At 48.6% G+C, this 20,553-nt stretch carries 7 protein-coding genes; 6 read left to right on the forward strand and 1 reads right to left on the reverse strand.

The window, feature by feature from the left end; translation table 11 throughout:
* Positions 1-87: 87 nt before the first annotated feature.
* Positions 88-1,992 (reverse strand): polysaccharide biosynthesis protein, encoded by a 1,905-nt coding sequence (locus MAE_RS05445; protein ID WP_041804563.1) that lies wholly within the window; start codon positions 1,990-1,992, stop codon positions 88-90.
* 563 nt (positions 1,993-2,555) lie between these two features.
* On the opposite strand from MAE_RS05445, the gene crtH reads away from it, so the two are divergent.
* The 6 genes from crtH (at position 2,556) to MAE_RS34300 (ending at position 20,273) form a co-directional block, all read left to right on the forward strand.
* A complete protein-coding gene (crtH, locus tag MAE_RS05450) occupies positions 2,556-4,067 on the forward strand; it encodes a carotenoid isomerase (protein ID WP_012264677.1) in 1,512 nt (503 codons plus the stop codon).
* A gap of 214 nt (positions 4,068-4,281) precedes the next feature.
* A complete protein-coding gene (locus MAE_RS05455; protein ID WP_012264678.1) occupies positions 4,282-5,961 on the forward strand; it encodes an ABC1 kinase family protein in 1,680 nt (559 codons plus the stop codon).
* 56 nt (positions 5,962-6,017) lie between these two features.
* Positions 6,018-6,206 carry a hypothetical protein gene (locus MAE_RS31640; RefSeq protein WP_148204728.1) on the forward strand — a complete coding sequence of 63 codons (189 nt, stop codon included), beginning with the start codon at positions 6,018-6,020 and terminating at the stop codon, positions 6,204-6,206.
* A 280-nt stretch (positions 6,207-6,486) separates the two neighbouring features.
* Entirely contained in the window at positions 6,487-14,091 is a 7,605-nt protein-coding gene (locus MAE_RS34735) for a Calx-beta domain-containing protein (RefSeq protein WP_012264681.1), read from the forward strand.
* 672 nt (positions 14,092-14,763) lie between these two features.
* A complete protein-coding gene (locus MAE_RS33735) occupies positions 14,764-14,946 on the forward strand; it encodes a hypothetical protein (RefSeq protein ID WP_012264683.1) in 183 nt (60 codons plus the stop codon).
* A gap of 248 nt (positions 14,947-15,194) precedes the next feature.
* Positions 15,195-20,273: a S8 family serine peptidase gene (locus MAE_RS34300; protein ID WP_012264684.1), complete on the forward strand. Its 5,079-nt coding sequence runs from the start codon at positions 15,195-15,197 to the stop codon at positions 20,271-20,273.
* Positions 20,274-20,553: the final 280 nt, after the last annotated feature.

Genomic DNA, 20,553 nt, shown 5'->3' on the forward strand with positions numbered 1-20,553 from the left:
TTTTTGTACTAATTTAAGAGTCACTGATAATTGTTAATTGTCGGTATTTCTGCAAATGTGGGATGCACTCGCTAAAACTCCTCTTTTTCACTTTTTACTTGACAAATTACTTGCCATTGGCTGCGGAGGCCGGTATTCAGGAACTAAATCTTGTAGAGACTTAACTAAGCCCTGACGGTCATTAACTTGAATATAATTAAGCAGTTGCTCTAATTTGATTTGCAATTTTTCCCAAGCAAGAAAGTGTTCATTAGCGCAAAAAATCTTTGGGTGATCGGTGGGACGAGCTTTATCGGTATCGATTAATAATTCTTCGTAGAGTTTTTCCCCCGGTCTTAATCCTGTGATTTCAATATCGATATCTTGCCCTAATTCCAAGCCACTTAAACGGATCATCTGTAGGGCCAAATCGTAAATTCTTACCGGTTCACCCATATCTAATAGGAATACCTCACCCCCCTTAGCCATGGCTCCTGCTTGCATAACCAAACGCACCGCCTCTGGAATAGACATAAAATAGCGAATAATATCGCGATGGGTGAGGGTAATATTCTTACGTTGGGCGATTTGTTCCCGGAAACGCGGCACCACGGAACCGCTACTATCAAGAACATTGCCAAAGCGGACGATAGCGCAACAGGTGGAAGTGTCGGGTAAAGCGGCCAAAGCTTGTATAACTAACTCAGCACAGCGTTTACTGGCCCCCATAATGTTAGTCGGTCTGACGGCCTTATCAGTGGAAATAAGAACTAAATTACTAACCGAATTCTCGATCGCGGTCTGAGCGACATTTAAACTACCCCAAACATTAGTGTAAACCCCCTGACTAGCATTGGCTTCCACAAGAGGAACGTGCTTATAGGCGGCCGTGTGATAAATTGTCTCAATCTGGTGTTGTTGGATGACTCGGGCCAGATGATTGCGGTCGAGAACATTGCCTAAATAGGCATACTTGCGTAAATCGCTATAATTTTCGCTTAAATCGAGATCGATTTTGTAGAGGGAAAACTCATTTAATTCGTAGATTACCAAGCATTTTGGCTTGAGGAAGGCGATTTGTCGGCATAATTCCGAACCGATGGAACCACCACCCCCGGTGACTAACACCGCTTTACCCGTGACATTTTTTGCCAAAAGTTCGGGATGGGGTAGAATTTCTTCCCGTCCTAATAATTCCGAGACATCGACACTGCGAATCTGATTGATGGCCGCTTCTCCCGATAAAATTTTTGAGAGGGGAGGGACGGTTTTGATGACGATGGGTAAAGTTTCTAGACTTTCGATGATTTGCCGCTTTTTGGCCTTGGCTACATTCGGAATAGCGAGAACAACCCAGTCAAAGGCCCGTTTTTGGTGCAGTAGTGCCAATTGAGAGGGGGGATAAACCCTAATGCCTTGGACCACTCGCTGCTGCAAATCGGGATTATCATCAACAAAAGCTAATAAACGATAGTGGGGGTCATTTTGCAGGGAACGTGCCAATTGACAACCCACAATCCCCGCACCATAGATAACAATTGTCGGTTCTCTATCCACACTACTGATGTAAATATTCAGACGGTGAAAGACAGAACGAATCAACAATCTCACCCCGATAACCAATACTAGGGTTAACAAGGCGTCGATAATCAGGACTGAACGCGGCAAAAAGGCATCCCTTTGAAAGTAGGCAAGACTGATTAAAACCCCTGAACTATAGAGGACTGCTTGCAGTACGGAGGAAAGAAACTCTAATCCTGTATAACGTACTACGGGACTGTAAATACCTTTGAGATAGAAAACTAGAGTTTTAATGGCGATTAAACCGAATATTTCCCCTAAAAAAGGTCTAATTTCCTGATATTCGAGGCTCAGATTAAATCTGAGAGAGAAGGCCAGATAGATGCTTAGACAAAAAATCAGGCCATCGGTGATAATTAGAAGAGATCGCTTCGATGACCTAGATAGGGAATTAGCCAATTTAAGGATTTTGTTCGCCAGTTTTCTATACATCATCTGGGGTAAGCTCATCTAAATTAGTATAAAGTGTACTTGACAAATTATAATCATTTCAGATGGTTCTGATACGCTCTAGACCGATGAAAACCTTATAAACTCTGGCATTGATATTCTCAATCTCAATTGACTACATAATCAAGTTCTAATCTCAAACAAGAACAGGAGCAAGAAAAAACAGCAAAAGGTTTTGGCTTTTAAAATGACTGGTTGAGACAAGCAGGGGTAGCAGACGGGGGGAGGAAGCTGGCAGATATTTATCCTGCAATTCAATCTTGACAGACCACTAAGTATTTCTCACCCAAAAGTAGATTCGTCGCTCTTGCCTTTAAGCTGTTGACTATCTAAATTACTCGTTAAGACTGCACCGGAGTTGGGAGTGCCGAGGAGGGAGGTCGATCATTTGTTCTAAAATTTTCCCTAGGCAGTTTCAATGCAATACAGATCACCAGCTTTTCATCGCTGGCAAAAAATTTTTTGCTCCCGCAAACTAGCCGATAAATGACCGCTAGTCAAGGGTTACAATCAAGAATTGATACAAAAATTTATCGAGTCAAGTTATGAGTAATCAGTACGATGCGATCGTGATTGGGTCGGGAATCGGGGGATTGGTGACAGCGACACAATTAGCGGCAAAAGGAGCAAAAGTCTTAGTTCTAGAGAGTTATCTGATCCCGGGGGGCAGCGCGGGTTATTTTGAACGAGAGGGTTATCGTTTTGATGTGGGTGCTTCGATGATTTTTGGTTTTGGCAAAAAGGGGACGACTAACCTCCTAACCAAAGCTTTGGCAGCGGTGGATATGAGTATCGAAACCATTGCCGATCCCGTCCAGATCCATTATCATCTCCCGGACGGATTAGACCTAAAAGTTCATCGCGACTACGAACAATTTTTACAGGAATTAATTAGCCATTTTCCCGCAGAAAAAACCGGTATCCGGCGCTTTTACGATGAATGCTGGCAGGTGTTTAATTGTCTCAATAGTATGGATTTACTATCGCTGGAAGAACCCCGCTATCTGACTAGGGTTTTTTTCCAGCATCCTTTATCCTGTTTGGGATTGGTCAAGTATTTACCCCAAAATGCGGGAGATGTGGCCAGAAAATATATTAAAGACCCGAAATTATTGAAATTTATCGATATGGAATGTTATTGTTGGTCGGTAGTACCCGCCGATCGCACTCCGATGATTAATGCGGGAATGGTCTTTAGCGATCGCCATTACGGTGGAATTAACTATCCTCGAGGGGGAGTGGGACAGATTGCTCTCAAGTTAGTCGCGGGATTGGAAAAAGCTGGTGGTGAAATCCAGTATCAAGCGAGAGTGAATAAGATTATTTTAGATGCGGGACGAGCGATCGGGGTAAGATTGACCAATGGTAAGGAATATTACGCTAAAAAGATTGTTTCTAATGCCACCCGTTGGGATACCTTCGAGAAACTACTCCCCCCGGAATCTCTCCCCGGCAGCGAAAAAAAATGGCAAAAACGCTATCAAAAATCCCCCAGTTTCCTGAGTTTGCATCTGGGAGTTAAGGCCGATGTATTACCATCAGGAAGCGAATGTCACCATATTTTACTAGAAGATTGGGAAAATATGGAAGCAGAACAGGGAACTATCTTTGTTTCTATTCCTACCTTACTCGATCCCTCCCTCGCACCCCCGGACCATCATATCATTCATGCTTTCACCCCTAGCTGGATTGATCAATGGCAAAAACTGCCCCCCCAAGAATATCAACAGAAAAAAGAGGCCGCTGCTCATCGTCTCATCGAGCGCCTGAAAAAACTCTTTCCCAAACTAGATACAGGATTAGATTATATCGAAATTGGCACGGCTCGCACCCATCGCCGCTTTTTGAATAGAATCGATGGCAGTTACGGCCCAATACCGCGAAGAAAACTGTTAGGTTTATTAGGAATGCCTTTTAATCGTACAGCTATTCCTAATCTTTATTGTGTGGGAGATAGTACCTTCCCGGGTCAAGGATTAAACGCGGTGGCCTTTTCTGGTTTTGCTTGCAGTCATCGTCTAGCGGTAGATCTCGGTTTACCTACTCGCAGAGATTAAAAGCTGAAAATCAGGATTTTCACCTGCGAATTCTGAAACGGGAAGGTAACACTTGACAGCGTTTCTCAGATAGATGAGGTGCATTTTTGCGACTGGAGTTTTTACTTCGGCAAGGTTTAATTCATACGTCACCTTGACGAGAAACGCTGTAGATCGGTTTTGCTGATAACTGATAACTGAAGACTGAAGACTGATAACTGATAACTGATAACTGATGCTTACTCCCTTTGATTCCCCCAAATCTTTACATTGGCAGCAAAGCTTGCGAGCGCCGATTGTTCGTCAATTGGAGATATTTGGCTTTACAATGCAGTTTTTGACTTTTTTGCTCTGGGATCGTTTAACGGGGGCTAATAGGGGCAAAAAACGGCAAAGGAGAGCGAAATGGTTAGTAGATCGCCTCATTAATTTGGGACCAACTTTTATTAAAATTGGGCAATCTTTATCGACGCGAGCAGATTTAATTCCGCTCGAATATATCGAACAATTAACCCAATTACAGGATCGAGTTACCGAATTTAATAGTCAAGAAGCGATCCGAGTTATTGAAACAGAATTAGGACAAACCCTAGATAATTTATTTGCAAGTTTTAGCGTGTCTCCCCTCGCTTGTGCCAGTTTAGGACAAGTGCATCGAGCGCGGTTATTAGGTGGGGAAGAGGTCGTTATTAAGGTACAAAGACCGAATCTAGAAGGACTATTTAATCTCGATTTTGAAGTGTTGCATCGTCTCACCCGTTGGTTAAATATTTTCCCCGTGGTGAAAAAATATAATTTAGAAGCTATCTACCAAGAATTCTTTGAGCTACTCTTTCAAGAAATCGATTATATTCATGAGGGCAAAAATGCCGATCGCTTTCGGGAAAATTTTAAGAATTATCCTCAAGTAAAAGTCCCTTTAGTTTACTGGCAATATACCACCCGCAGGGTATTAACTTTGGAGTATGTGCCGGGGATTAAAGTGGATGATCGAGAGACTTTACTAGCTAACGGTATTAATGTAGATGGGATTATTCAACTGGGGATCTGTTCCTATCTCAAACAACTATTACAGGATGGTTTTTTTCAATCGGATCCCCATCCGGGTAATATGGCAGTCAGTCAGGAAGGGGAGTTAATTTTCTACGATTTCGGCACGATGTTCGAGTTAAAGTCCGTCGCTAAAGATCAAATGATTGAAACCTTTTTCGCTATCTTGAGAAAGGATACGGAAACAGTCTTAAAAACCTTGATGTATATGGGGTTAATTGAACCCGTTAGAGAGCTGCAACCCGTGCGAAATATCGTGCAGTTTCTCTTAGATGAATTTCGCGATAAACCAGTAGATGTGAGGGCCTTTGAACAAATTAGCGATCAAGTGTATTTAATGTTTAAACAGCAACCTTTTCGCTTACCTCCCCAAATGACTTTTATTATTAAATCTGTCACCACTTTGGATGGGATTGCCCGCTCTTTAGATCCCCAGTATAATTTATTAGCAGCTAGTCAACCTTTTGTGAAAAGTCTAGCGGTATCGGGAGGAACTACCAACACAATGCTTACCCTAGCTAATCAAGCGCGCACTTTTCTTAAACAACAATGGCAAAAAGGTAATAAAAACCAGAGAATGATCCGTCAATTAGAGGAAAAAATCGAGCGAGGAAATTTAGTTTTTCAAGTTAAGTCACGGGAAAATGAACGACTTCTGAAAAGAATTTATCTGGGAATTAAAATATTAATTAATGTCTGTCTATTGGGATTTAGCCTTATCTCAGCCATATTTTTATTAGACAGCAACTATAGCAAACTGGCCATTATTCCCTTCAGTTTAGCTGGGTTATTTGCTTTATTTTTTCTGCGTTCTTCCATGGCTTTATTGATTCAGGAAAGATTAGATAAAATGTTAGAAAAGTAAATAGGGTTGGCGGCAAAAAGTTTGTTGGTGGGGTTAGTCAGCAAACCCTATAAGGTATTTGGCGATTTTTGTCAATTGTTTTTAATCTAGAACGAACTAATCAATTAAGTCTTTTGCCAGATAAGGATTTAGTCGATTTATGCCCCCCGATCGAACCATACCAAGCAACGAAGAACCATAAGGATTTAGCCGATTTCTGCCCCCTGATCGAACCATACCAAGTAACGAAGAACCGTTATAATTAATGGTAAATAATAAATTTAGCCCCAGGGCAGAAAGGTTGGGCTTGTCCTTTTCCCTAATGGGACTTAGACAAAAAACAAATCGAGAAAAGCCGCAACTCCAATCCCCGCTTGGGATTTACTTCGAGAAGCCCAAAATCGCTGAAACCCAGATATATCAAGGGAAAATCATAAATCGAGGTTAACCCTTTGTCCCGTAATGGTTTGAGCCTTTTTTGCTTACCGAAAACGCCTAAGTCCCACTAACCATGAAAACAACACAAGTAAGCTCCGATTTACATATATGCCATCTCTAGCAGATTCTTTGAGTTTTGATGGAGCCTTCCCAATCACGGCTGATTTAACAGGTTCTGGGGATTTAAGTGTATCCATCGAAACCCCTCCCTTAGGAGTCCTGAACTCTAACTCCTCCCCATCTACAGTATCCTCTGAGGCCCCCACGGTTTCAGCCTCCCCTACTGCTAAGAGTTCCCCATTGTTTCCCGCTCCTCTTAGTATTAACTCTTCTCGTTATTCCACCAGTCCAGGGTTGGGTCTTGCCTCTGTACCCGCCGCTGCCCCCGTCACCACCAGTCCAGGGTTGGGTCTTGCCTCTGTACCCACCGCTGCCCCCGTCACCTCAGAGCTAGAACCGGCAGCAACTAGGACTCTTGCCCCCCATGCTCCCAATCAACTCATTGTCAAGTTTAAGCAGGGGATCGCCAGTGCCCAAGTTGCTCAGTTTCAGTCCCTCTTTGGTGCTGTCAGAACCCAGACGATTAAACTGACGGGGGCGCAGGTTTGGAAGTTATCCGGGTCGCTCTCTGTGGAGAAGATTCTGGCACAATATCGCTCCAATCCGATTTTTGAATACATTGAACCCGACTATATTCGGACGGTGGGTGCATTTACTCCCCAGGCCACATTCCCCAATTACCCCAGTTTTAATCAACTTTGGGGACTGCATAACACCGGACAAAATGGTGGTACTCCCGATGCCGATATTGATGCCCCTGAAGCCTGGGATATTCAGACCGGCAATCCTAATTTAGTGATTGGGGTTATTGATACGGGGGTGGACTACAATCACCAAGACCTAGTTGGCAACATCTGGACAAACCCAGGGGAAATTGCCAACGACGGCATTGACAACGATGGCAATGGCTACATTGATGACATTCGCGGTTGGGACTTTGCCTATAACGACAATAACCCCAGTGATGTTTATGGTCACGGAACCCATGTTTCGGGAACCATTGCTGGCAAAGGAAATAATGGGGTAGGCGTGACGGGGGTGGCTTGGAATGCCAAAATCATGCCGCTGAAGTTTTTGAATGATCAAGGATCAGGCTCTACCTCCAATGCCATTAAGGCAATTAACTATGCGACGGCCAAAGGAGTTAAGCTCACCAATAATTCCTGGGGAGGCGGCGGTTTTAGTCAAGCGCTCTACGATGCGATTAACGCGGCGGGTCAGGCGGGGGCTTTATTTATTGCGGCGGCTGGTAATAGTTCGGCTAACGCCGATATCAATCCCATGTATCCCGCTGCCTACAACCTTGCCAACATTATTTCGGTTGCGTCCACCACCCGCACCGATGCTCTCTCGTCGTTTTCCAACTATGGCTTAACCAGCGTAGATTTAGGCGCACCTGGTTCAGACATTTACAGCACCACTCCCAACAATAACTATGCCACCTATTCAGGGACATCCATGGCCAGTCCCCATGTAACTGGGGCGGCGGCTTTATTGTGGTCACAAAATCCTACTTGGACAGCCCAACAGGTGAAAAACACCTTAATGAACACGGGCGACCCCCTGGCATCCCTTGCCGGTAAAACGGTTTCTGGTAAGCGGCTCAATGTTTTTAATGCTTTGGGGGCTAACTTACCTTCTGTCACCGTCAGTGTCAGCCCGGCCAGTGTGCAGGAAGACGGTACGACTAACTTGGTTTATACCTTTACTCGCACTAACTTAAACCTGAGTTCTCCCCTGACCGTTAACTTCGGGGCGAGTGGCATAGCCAACGCCGCCCCGGTGGGAAGCGACCCAGCCGATTACAACGTATTAACAGGTAGTGGTGTCATCTTCGACCCGACGACGAAATTGGGAACCGTCACTTTTGCCGCCGGTGCGACAACGGCAACGGTCGTGGTTGATCCGATTGCTGACACCGTACAGGAAAACAGCGAATCAGTTATTTTAACCGTCAATTCTGGGACGGGCTACATTGATGGTTCTCCTAATACAGCAACGGGAACTATTATTTCTGAGGAAGGGTTTACCACCTACTTCTCGGATGATTTTGCCAATAACACGAAGGGTTGGACTCTGGGGAAAGAATGGCAAATCGGTGCCGCCACAACTTCTACAGGTCAAAATTATGGGAACCCTGATCCCGGAACGGACAATACTCCCACAGCCGATAATGGTGTAGCTGGGGTTGTTATTGGTGGAAATGCCTCTACAGCCTTGCACGGCTTCTATTATTTAACCAGTCCGGTTATCAACACCAGCACCGCTAATAAGCTGTTCTTTGAATTTGCCCGTTGGCTCAATAGTGACTACACTCCCTTTGTGCAGAACAAAGTTGAGATCTTCAACGGTTCTAGCTGGGTCAATCTTTTGCCTAACAATTTCGACGAGGCTCCAGGAGTCCAAGATAACGCTTGGACCCCTCAACAATTTGATATTAGTGCCTACAAGAGTGCCTCAACTCAAATTCGTTTCGGGTTCAATGTTGGTAGCACTGATGTATTTACAGTAAGTTCGTGGAACCTTGATGATGTCAAAATCTATGGTGATGGGGGGATTACGACAAAATCAATCTCGATCGCCAAAACCACCGATGGTAAGGAAGCAGGTTCAGTAAGCAGTGTCTTTACCCTCACCCGCACCGGCGACCTCTCCAGTGCCTTAACGGTTAACTACACCCTGGCGGGTACTGCTACCCTCGGCAGCGACTACAATGACCCTGGAGCCGGCAAAGCCACCTTTGCGGCAGGTTCCTCCAAAGCCACCATCATCCTGCCCACCATAGATGATAGTGTGGTAGATCCCAGTGAAACCATCATCACCAAAATTACCGCCCCCACCGGCTACACTATTAGTGGACCTGACACGGCGACGGCGACAATCATCGATGACGACCTTGGCACCCTCACTCTGGGGAAAACCACCGATGGTAAGGAAGCAGGTTTAGTAAGCAGTGTCTTTACCCTCACCCGCACCGGCGACCTCTCCAGTGCCTTAACGGTTAACTACACCCTGGCGGGTACTGCTACCCTCGGCAGCGACTACAATGACCCCAGTTTAGGCCAAGCCACCTTTGTGGCAGGTTCCCCCACTGCTACCATCACTCTGCCCACCATAGATGATAGTGTGGTAGATCCCAGTGAAACCATCATCACCAAAATTACCGCCCCCACCGGCTACACTATTAGTGGACCCGACACGGCGACGGCGACAATCATCGATGACGACCTTGGCACCCTCACTCTGGGGAAAACCACCGATGGTAAGGAAGCCGGTTTAGTAAGCAGTGTCTTTACCCTCACCCGCACCGGCGACCTCTCCAGTGCCTTAACGGTTAACTACACCCTGGCGGGTACTGCTACCCTCGGCAGCGACTACAATGACCCCAGTTTAGGCCAAGCCACCTTTGTGGCAGGTTCCCCCACTGCTACCATCACTCTGCCCACCATAGATGATAGTGTGGTAGATCCCAGTGAAACCATCATCACCAAAATTACCGCCCCCACCGGCTACACTATTAGTGGACCCGACACGGCTACGGCGACAATCATCGATGACGACCTTGGCACCCTCACTCTGGGGAAAACCACCGATGGTAAGGAAGCCGGTTTAGTAAGCAGTGTCTTTACCCTCACCCGCACCGGCGACCTCTCCAGTGCCTTAACGGTTAACTACACCCTGGCGGGTACTGCTACCCTCGGCAGCGACTACAATGACCCCAGTTTAGGCCAAGCCACCTTTGCGGCAGGTTCCCCCACTGCTACCATCACTCTGCCCACCATAGATGATAGTGTGGTAGACCCCAGTGAAACCATCATCACCACAATTACCGCCCCCACCGGCTACACTATTAGTGGACCTGACACGGCGACGGCGACAATCATCGATGACGACCTTGGCACCCTCACTCTGGGGAAAACCACCGATGGTAAGGAAGCAGGTTTAGTAAGCAGTGTCTTTACCCTCACCCGCACCGGCGACCTCTCCAGTGCCTTAACGGTTAACTACACCCTGGCGGGTACTGCTACCCTCGGCAGCGACTACAATGACCCCAGTTTAGGCCAAGCCACCTTTGCGGCAGGTGCGGACAAAGCCACCATCATCCTGCCCACCACCGACGATATTGTGGTAGACCCCAGTGAAACCATCATCACCACAATTACCGCCCCCACCGGCTACACTATCAGTGGACCCGACACGGCGACGGCGACAATCATCGATGACGACCTTGGCACCCTCACTCTGGGGAAAACCACCGATGGTAAGGAAGCCGGTTTAGTAAGCAGTGTCTTTACCCTCACCCGCACCGGCGACCTCTCCAGTGCCTTAACGGTTAACTACACCCTGGCGGGTACTGCTACCCTCGGCAGCGACTACAATGACCCCAGTTTAGGCCAAGCCACCTTTGCGGCAGGTGCGGACAAAGCCACCATCATCCTGCCCACCATAGATGATAGTGTGGTAGACCCCAGTGAAACCATCATCACCACAATTACCGCCCCCACCGGCTACACTATTAGTGGACCCGACACGGCGACGGCGACAATCATCGATGACGACCTTGGCACCCTCACTCTGGGGAAAACCACCGATGGTAAGGAAGCAGGTTTAGTAAGCAGTGTCTTTACCCTCACCCGCACCGGCGACCTCTCCAGTGCCTTAACCGTCACCTACACCCTGGCGGGTACTGCTACCCTCGGCAGCGACTACAATGACCCCAGTTTAGGCCAAGCCACCTTTGTGGCAGGTTCCCCCACTGCTACCATCACTCTGCCCACCATAGATGATAGTGTGGTAGATCCCAGTGAAACCATCATCACCAAAATTACCGCCCCCACCGGCTACACTATTAGTGGACCCGACACGGCGACGGCGACAATCATCGATGACGACCTTGGCACCCTCACTCTGGGGAAAACCACCGATGGTAAGGAAGCAGGTTTAGTAAGCAGTGTCTTTACCCTCACCCGCACCGGCGACCTCTCCAGTGCCTTAACGGTTAACTACACCCTGGCGGGTACTGCTACCCTCGGCAGCGACTACAATGACCCCAGTTTAGGCCAAGCCACCTTTGCGGCAGGTGCGGACAAAGCCACCATCATCCTGCCCACCACCGACGATATTGTGGTAGACCCCAGTGAAACCATCATCACCACAATTACCGCCCCCACCGGCTACACTATTAGTGGACCCGACACGGCGACGGCGACAATCATCGATGACGACCTTGGCACCCTCACTCTGGGGAAAACCACCGACGGTAAGGAAGCAGGTTCAGTAAGCAGTGTCTTTACCCTCACCCGCACCGGCGACCTCTCCAGTGCCTTAACGGTTAACTACACCCTGGCGGGTACTGCTACCCTCGGCAGCGACTACAATGACCCCAGTTTAGGCCAAGCCACCTTTGTGGCAGGTTCCCCCACTGCTACCATCACTCTGCCCACCATAGATGATATTGTGGTAGACCCCAGTGAAACCATCATCACCAAAATTACCGCCCCCACCGGCTACACTATCAGTGGACCCGACACGGCGACGGCGACAATCATCGATGACGACCTTGGCACCCTCACTCTGGGGAAAACCACCGATGGTAAGGAAGCCGGTTCAGTGAGCAGTGTCTTTACCCTCACCCGCACCGGCGACCTCTCCAGTGCCTTAACGGTTAACTACACCCTGGCGGGTACTGCTACCCTCGGCAGCGACTACAATGACCCCAGTTTAGGCCAAGCCACCTTTGCGGCAGGTGCGGACAAAGCCACCATCATCCTGCCCACCACCGACGATATTGTGGTAGACCCCAGTGAAACCATCATCACCACAATTACCGCCCCCACCGGCTACACTATTAGTGGACCCGACACGGCGACGGCGACAATCATCGATGACGACCTTGGCACCCTCACTCTGGGGAAAACCACCGATGGTAAGGAAGCCGGTTTAGTAAGCAGTGTCTTTACCCTCACCCGCACCGGCGACCTCTCCAGTGCCTTAACGGTTAACTACACCCTGGCGGGTACTGCTACCCTCGGCAGCGACTACAATGACCCCAGTTTAGGCCAAGCCACCTTTTTGGCAGGTGCGGACAAAGCCACCATCATCCTGCCCACCACCGACGATATTGTGGTAGACCCCAGTGAAACCATCATCACCACAATTACCGCCCCCACCGGCTACACTATCAGTGGACCCGACACGGCGACGGCGACAATCATCGATGACGACCTTGGCACCCTCACTCTGGGGAAAACCACCGATGGTAAGGAAGCAGGTTCAGTAAGCAGTGTCTTTACCCTCACCCGCACCGGCGACCTCTCCAGTGCCTTAACGGTTAACTACACCCTGGCGGGTACTGCTACCCTCGGCAGCGACTACAATGACCCCAGTTTAGGCCAAGCCACCTTTGCGGCAGGTGCGGACAAAGCCACCATCATCCTGCCCACCACCGACGATATTGTGGTAGACCCCAGTGAAACCATCATCACCACAATTACCGCCCCCGTCGGCTACACTATCAGTGGACCTGACACGGCGACGGCCACCATTCTTGACAATGATGGTAACGCGGCCAATAACAACTTGGTCGGGACAGGCTTTGCCGATGCCCTGGCTGGAGTGGGAGGTAATGACACCCTTAGCGGTTTAGGAGGCAACGACACCCTCGATGGTGGGGCCAATAACGACACATACCTCTTCGACACAGATCTGGTCTTGGGTAGCGATCGCGTAATTGATGCCTCTGGAATCGATACCCTCAACTTTGCGGCGACCACAACTAAAACCATCAACCTCAATCTCGGCAGTACCGTCGCCCAAACCGTCACCGCCGGAAATCTCACTCTCACCCTAGCTAGTGCCACTGCCTTTGAAAATGTTATTGGTGGTAGCCTCAACGACAACATCGTCGGCAATACTCTGGCTAATTCCCTCAGCGGTGGAGCGGGTAATGACACCCTCAATGGTGGGGCCAATAACGACACATACCTCTTCGACACAGATCTGGTCTTGGGTAGCGATCGCGTAATTGATGCCTCTGGAATCGATACCCTCAACTTTGCGGCGACCACAACTAAAACCATCAACCTCAATCTCGGCAGTACCGTCGCCCAAACCGTCACCGCCGGAAATCTCACTCTCACCCTAGCTAGTGCCACTGCCTTTGAAAATGTTATTGGTGGTAGCCTCAACGACAACATCGTCGGCAATACTCTGGCTAATTCCCTCAGCGGTGGAGCGGGTAATGATAACCTGACAGGCGGTCTTGGCAAAGATACCCTGACGGGAAGCACGGGATTGGATACTTTGACCTACAATTCCCTCGGTGAGTCGCTGCTGAGTGGCTTTGATGTTATTCAAGGCTACAGTGGCACAGGTGCTAATCTTGAGCGCATTAATGCCCCTGGGTCTATTGCGGCAATCACTTTGACCGCATCGAAAGGGACAGCTACTTCTTTAACCGAAGCGGCGATTCAGTTGGTCTTGACGAATGCGGCCTTTGCTGCTAACACGGCGGCGGCTTTTACAGTGACAGGTCAAAGTGGTACTTTTATCGCTCTCAATAATGGAGTGGCTGGCTTCCAAGCCGCTAGTGATGCAATCATTCAACTGAGTGGTTACAACATTGCTGTCGCTACACCAGTGGTAGTGATCTAGATTGAGAGATCATTCAAGTTTGCCGGCAGTAGGAGACTCTTCTCCTACTGCCACTAGCGGTCTTTCAAAGCATAAGCTTCCTGTTGTTGTTCTGCGAAGCCTAAGAGGGGGGTGATTCGGTAGTAGTGATGGGGGCTTAATCCTTTGCTTTGCTGTGCATTGTAGTCATCGATAACTGAACTTCCACCCTATGAATATACTGGCTATGGCTAAAAGTCTTACAGAGCCTGATTTAAAGCAATGTAATACTAATAAACTACTGGGTACAAACTCCTGAAATCTTTACGCAGATAGGGCTTGAGGCAAAAATTTTCAAATTTGACCCTTCGACCATTATAGCTTGTTTCCAGGCAGAAAACCAGCAAAAACATGGCTACAGAGGGAATCGCTGACTCTAGAGATTAATGACACCATCTGTTATAATAAGGTTAGCGATCACTATACAGCCAACTCTACGGAATCGCTCTACTCCAGATACAGTCAACGGTACAGCCATTTTCAAAGGGAAAATGTACCCAGTGGCAGCTTGTCAATTTTTTCTGAGAAGCTCCAGGCAGTAAGGGTTTTGTTAATTTTTTAGTATTTCTGTATGGGGTAAGTCCAGCTATTAAAAACGGATTTTGGGTATTACCTAAGTAGGGTCTGCTGAAAAAGCTTTTCGGTGGTGGCGGGGTGTGGGGTGTGGGGTGTGGGGTGTGGGGTTTTATCGATTTTCAGGTGGTCAAGTACCTAATTTTCAGGGAAAAAGTCCAGGAATTTTCCCCCCGATCCCCGCAATGGCTGGCACTTTTTGAGGGGAAAAAAGTCCAAAAGTCTTATCCAACAAGGTTTTTAGATTTATTCAGCAGACCCTAAGTAATACTTCTATGTTACATTATTCTCAATAAGGCTGTCCTTATTGCGGTGAATAATAGAGTTCTTGGATAAATTTAAGAAAAAAATTTTTTTGTTAGACTTGTCTAGTTGTAATTACAGATGGATAATAAATTTAAGCCCAAGGCAGAAAGGTTGGGCTTGTCTTTTTCCCTAACCATAAACAGAAGGAATTCAACACCCCCAAGTAATTGACCGATTAATTCTCGGAAAATGGGGTGCGCCTGCTGATGAAGACAACACAAGTAAGTTCCGATTTATCTAGTACAAATATGCCATCTCTAGAAGATTCTTTGCGTTTTGAGCAATCCTTATCAATCACGGGTGATTTAACAGGTTCCGACGATTTAACTGTATCGAAGGAAACTTCTCCCTTAGGAGTCCTGAACTCTAACCCCTCCCCATCTACAGTCTCCTCTGAGGCTGCTACGGTTCCAGTCTCCCCTGCTGCTACGAGTCAAGTGGCGTTTCCCGCTTCTCCCAGTATTGACTCTTCTGGTTATTCCACCAGTCAAGCGTCGGGTCCCGCCTCTGTACCCGCCGCTGCCCCCGTCACCAGCAGTCCAGCGTTGGGTCTTGCCTCTGTACCCACCGCCGAGGGAGGGGATTCGAGGGTTAATCAGGACAATCTCAACCAGAAAACTGGAGAAAATCGGCAGGCTAACTCTCCCATACCAGTAGTTGATCGGGGGGATTTTTATTGGGCAGACGGTCAGCCAGTAAAACTACTACAGCGCACTACTCAAATAACTCTGACCCTGACCGACCGGGCAACCAGACTAAACGATCTATTGGCAGCCGGTCAAATCCTAGAAGGGCTGAAATTAGAGAAAAACGTCTCCCAGAATACCTACATACTAAGCAGTAAGACAGCGACTGCCCTTGATATCGCCCAGATCGAAGCCAGATTAGGGGAAATCCCCGGGGTTCGAGTAGCCCCAGTTTATCAGTCTCCCTTGACTAACACTTGGCTAGTGGCCACCAACGAAATAATTGTTTCCTTGCGGCCAGGGTTAAAGGCTCAAGAGGTTTTCGGGAATGATTCCCGTTTTGCCAGTTATCGCAGCCTATTGGGAACACCCAACCAATTTGTCGTGACTCTCCAAGAAGGACTTCCTAACCTAGCTACTGCTAATGCCCTTCAGTCCGATAGAAGCTTTCAGTGGGCAAGTCCCAACTTCTACCAACAACGGGAGCGATTTTTTATTCCCAACGATCCTCTTTTCGGCAACCAATGGCATCTCAATAACACGGGACAAGTAGGAGGGACACCCGATGCGGACGTAGATGCCCCAGAAGCTTGGGATGTAAATGCGGGGGGTAGCAGTAACGTGGTTGTTGCTGTAATCGATGATGGAATGCAGTTAAACCATCCCGACCTGCAACTATTCATCAATACAGGGGAAATTGCAGGTAATGGCATTGATGACGATGGCAACGGTTGGATCGATGATGTGAACGGCTGGGACTTTACCAGTGGTGGCATCGGAGACAATAACCCAGGGCCTAGTGTCCCCGATGATGCCCATGCCACCGCCGTCGCTGGAGTAGCGGCAGGTCGGGGCAACAACACACTGGGAGTGACGGGGATGGCCTATAACTCCCGATTACTGCCCGTGCGGATTTTCTTGGGAGGCTCTGCCACCAGTGACGCTAATATCGCCTCGGCCATTTATTATGCCGCCGGTCGCACGGCTTCGGGTACTGGCACTTGGCGTGCAGGGGATATTCTGAACAACAGTTGGGGTGGTGGTGGCTTCAGCAGTGCCATCTCCAGTGCCTTTACCTGGGCTAGTACCAGCGGGCGCGATGGCAAAGGGGCAATTTCCTACATTGCCACGGGTAACGGTTTTGGGGCTCCCGTTAGTTTTCCTGCCAATCTCTCCAGTACCATACCGGGGGTAATTGCCGTCGGTGCGAGTACCAACCTCGACCAGTTGGCCAGCTATAGTAACGTCGGACCGCAAGTGGATTTCGTTGCCCCTAGCGGTGGTCCCACTTATGGCGGTACAGCTAATATTGTTACCACAGACCGGACGGGTGCCGATGGCTATAACAGCACCTCCGACTATACCACTACTGGCGCGGATGGGTTTAGCGGCACCAGTTCCGCCACTCCTCTAGCGGCAGGAATTGGGGCATTGATTCTGGCACAAGACCCCAGTCTTACCGCCGCCCAAGTGCGGGGTTTAATGCGGAACACCACGGACTTGATTGGTCCGGTTGCCTACGATAACAAGGGTTTTAACACCCAATACGGTTACGGTCGCGTCAACGCTAACACTGCTATCCGAGGAGTAGGTATCGCAGAAATTCAGGTTCTGCAAGATCGAACCAATATTGCCGATAATACGGGCAGTTTCAGCTTTGCGGCCGGTGTAGGTCAAACCCAAACCCAAACCTTCCGGGTTCGCAACCAAGGCACAAAAGATTTAACCCTCGGAGCCATTTCCCTAGGTGGTGGTTCGGGTTTTAGCTTGGCTTCCAGTTTTACGGATACAACCCTCAGTGTCGGTGAGTCCACCACCTTCTCGGTAAATTTTTCTCCCACGACAACGGGAACTTTCAGCAATACCATTAGCTTTACGAATAATGATGCCGATGAGAGTACTTTTAACTTTACCCTTAACGGCACGGGCTTAAACAGTAAGAGCTTCAGTAACACAAGCCCGATTACTATTCCTGATAGTGGTACGAGTACCCCCTATCCTTCGACGATCAATGTTTCAGGCTTAACCGGTAATATTAATAGCCTGAAAGTAACGCTGACAAACCTGAGCCATACTTGGCCCGATGATATTGATGTATTACTGGTGGGTCCGACGGGAACCAAGGCCTTATTAATGTCCGATGTGGGTGGCTCAAGTGATGTCAGTAATGTCACTCTCACCTTTGATCCGACGGCCACCTCCTTCTTGCCCGATGAAGGGCTAATTACCAGTGGCAGTTATAAGGCCACAGACGTTGGAACCGGTGATATCTTTAATGCGCCCGCTCCCGGTGGCCCCTACGGTACGGATTTCTCCGTATTCAACGGCATCAACCCCAATGGAACCTGGAGCCTCTACGTTGTGGATGACGAGGGACCCGACGCGGGAACTATTGCTGGTGGTTGGTCTTTGGATATTGGTACGGGGGGCGGATCGACGAAAACAATCTCGATCGCCAAAACCACCGACGGTAAGGAAGCAGGTTCAGTGAGCAGTGTCTTTACCCTCACCCGCACTGGCGACCTCTCCAGTGCCTTAACCGTCACCTACACCCTGGCGGGTACTGCTACCCTCGGCAGCGACTACAATGATCCCAGTTTAGGCCAAGCCGCCTTTGTGGCAGGTTCCCCCACTGCTACCATCACTCTGCCCACCATAGATGATAGTGTGGTAGATCCCAGTGAAACGATCATCACCAAAATTACTGCTCCCACGGGCTACACTATCAGTGGTTCCGACACCGCCACGGCGACGATTGTGGATAATGATGGTGGTGGTGGCAATATCTTCAGTAACCCTAACCCGATTACTATTCCTGATAGTGGTTCCAGTACCCCCTATCCTTCCACTATTAATGTTTCAGGCTTGAGCGGTAATATTAATAGCCTGAAAGTAACCCTGACAAACCTGAGCCATACTTATCCCGATGATATTGATGTATTACTGGTCGGTCCGACGGGAACCAAAGCCTTATTAATGTCCGATGTGGGTGGCTTTAATAGTCTCAGTAATGTCACTCTCACCTTTGATCCGACGGCCACCTCCTTCTTGCTCGATGAAGGGCTAATTACCAGTGGCAGTTATAAGGCCACAGACTTTTTAACTGGTGATATCTTTAATGCGCCCGCTCCCGGTGGCCCCTACGGCACGGATTTCTCCGTATTCAACGGCATCAACCCCAATGGAACCTGGAGCCTCTACGTTGTGGATGACGCGGGAGGAGACGTGGGAACTATTGCTGGTGGTTGGTCTTTGGATATTGGTACGGCTACTACTCTTCCGGTGGTGACAGTAGCAGCCACCGATGCCGATGCTGGCGAACCCACCAACAATGGTCAATATACCCTCACCCGCACTGGTGACACCACCAGCGCCTTGACGGTGAACATCGCCATGAGCGGCACAGCAACCAATGGCACAGATTACACGACCATTTCGACCCCAGTAAATTTTGCCGCGGGTTCTGCCACTGCGTTGGTTGACCTCAATGTCATTGACGACACCCTCGTAGAAGGCACAGAAACCGCCATTCTCACCGTCTTAGCGGGAACAGGCTACACCGTCGGGTCTGCAGCTAGTGCCACAGTCAATATTGCTGATAATGATTTACCCGATTTACCCATTATCGACCTGAGCGCTAACCAAACGGTAGTTGAAGGGATCACCAGTCCCCAAAATGTCACTTATACTGTTACTCTGTCTAGTGATAGCACTGACACAATTACTGTTCAATATGCCACTGGTGACAATACCGCTATAGCAGGGTCGGACTATACTACCACCAAGGGGACTCTCACCTTTGCTCCTGGTGTTACCAGTCAAGACATCATTATTCCTATTCTCAATGACTCCCTTAACGAAGCACAGGAAACCTTTAATCTCACTCTGTCTTCTCCTACCAATGCCCAATTGGGTACAGCAGCTGTAACTACAACCATTACTGATACTCTCGTAACTGCGGCTAGTACCACCCTAGCAGCAAATGTAGAAAACCTCACCCTGACTGGAACGGCAGCAATTAACGGTACTGGTAATAATGGTAATAACGTTATCATTGGTAACAGTGCTAATAACACCCTCACAGGTCTCGCCGGTAATGATACTCTCAATGGGGGCGCTGGTAATGACAATCTTATTAGTGGTGATGGTAATGATCTCTTGTTGGGTGGTGCTGGTAACGACACCCTCAATGGCGGCTTGGGTGTGGATACTCTGACTGGTGGTGTTGGAAACGATTTCTTCAGGCTCGACAACGTAGCGAACGGTGATCTGATCACCGGCTTCTCCGTAGCCGATGACACGATCATTCTGGCGAACAGTCTTGACAGCACCTTGACCGGCCCCATTAATCCGGGGATCAAAGGTCTGCTGTTTATTAGTGGTAATGTGAACGGAAGTGTCCTTAGCGCTGCCGGGTTCTTCAAGGGAGCGGGGATCAACGGGGGAGCATCCGGAAACTCCTCCGGCATCTACGTCAACACTAGCAACGGCGACATCTGGTATAACGATTCCACCGTCGCCGGTAGTTACCTAATTGCCAATGTTGGGGCTGGTGCCGCAGCTGGCATGACCAATCTCGACTTCGTTTACGGAGTGTAAGTCTTAGCTAGGGTTTGCTGAAAAAGTTTTTCTTGGGGGCAGGGTGTGGGGTGTGGGGTGTGGGGTGTAGGGTTTTACCGATTTTGAAGGGGTCAATTACCTAATTTTCAGGGAAAAAGTCTCTGAATTTTCCCCCCGATCACTCCCATATCTGGTACTTTTTGATTGACAAAAACTCTAAAAGTCTTAACCAACAAGGGTTTTACCATTATTCAGTAAGTCTTAGCTAGGCATCATAGTAAAACTATGCCATCTCCCCCGCCGTTAGCGGGGGTTTTTT

This window comes from Microcystis aeruginosa NIES-843 (assembly GCF_000010625.1).
Taxonomy (GTDB): domain Bacteria; phylum Cyanobacteriota; class Cyanobacteriia; order Cyanobacteriales; family Microcystaceae; genus Microcystis; species Microcystis aeruginosa.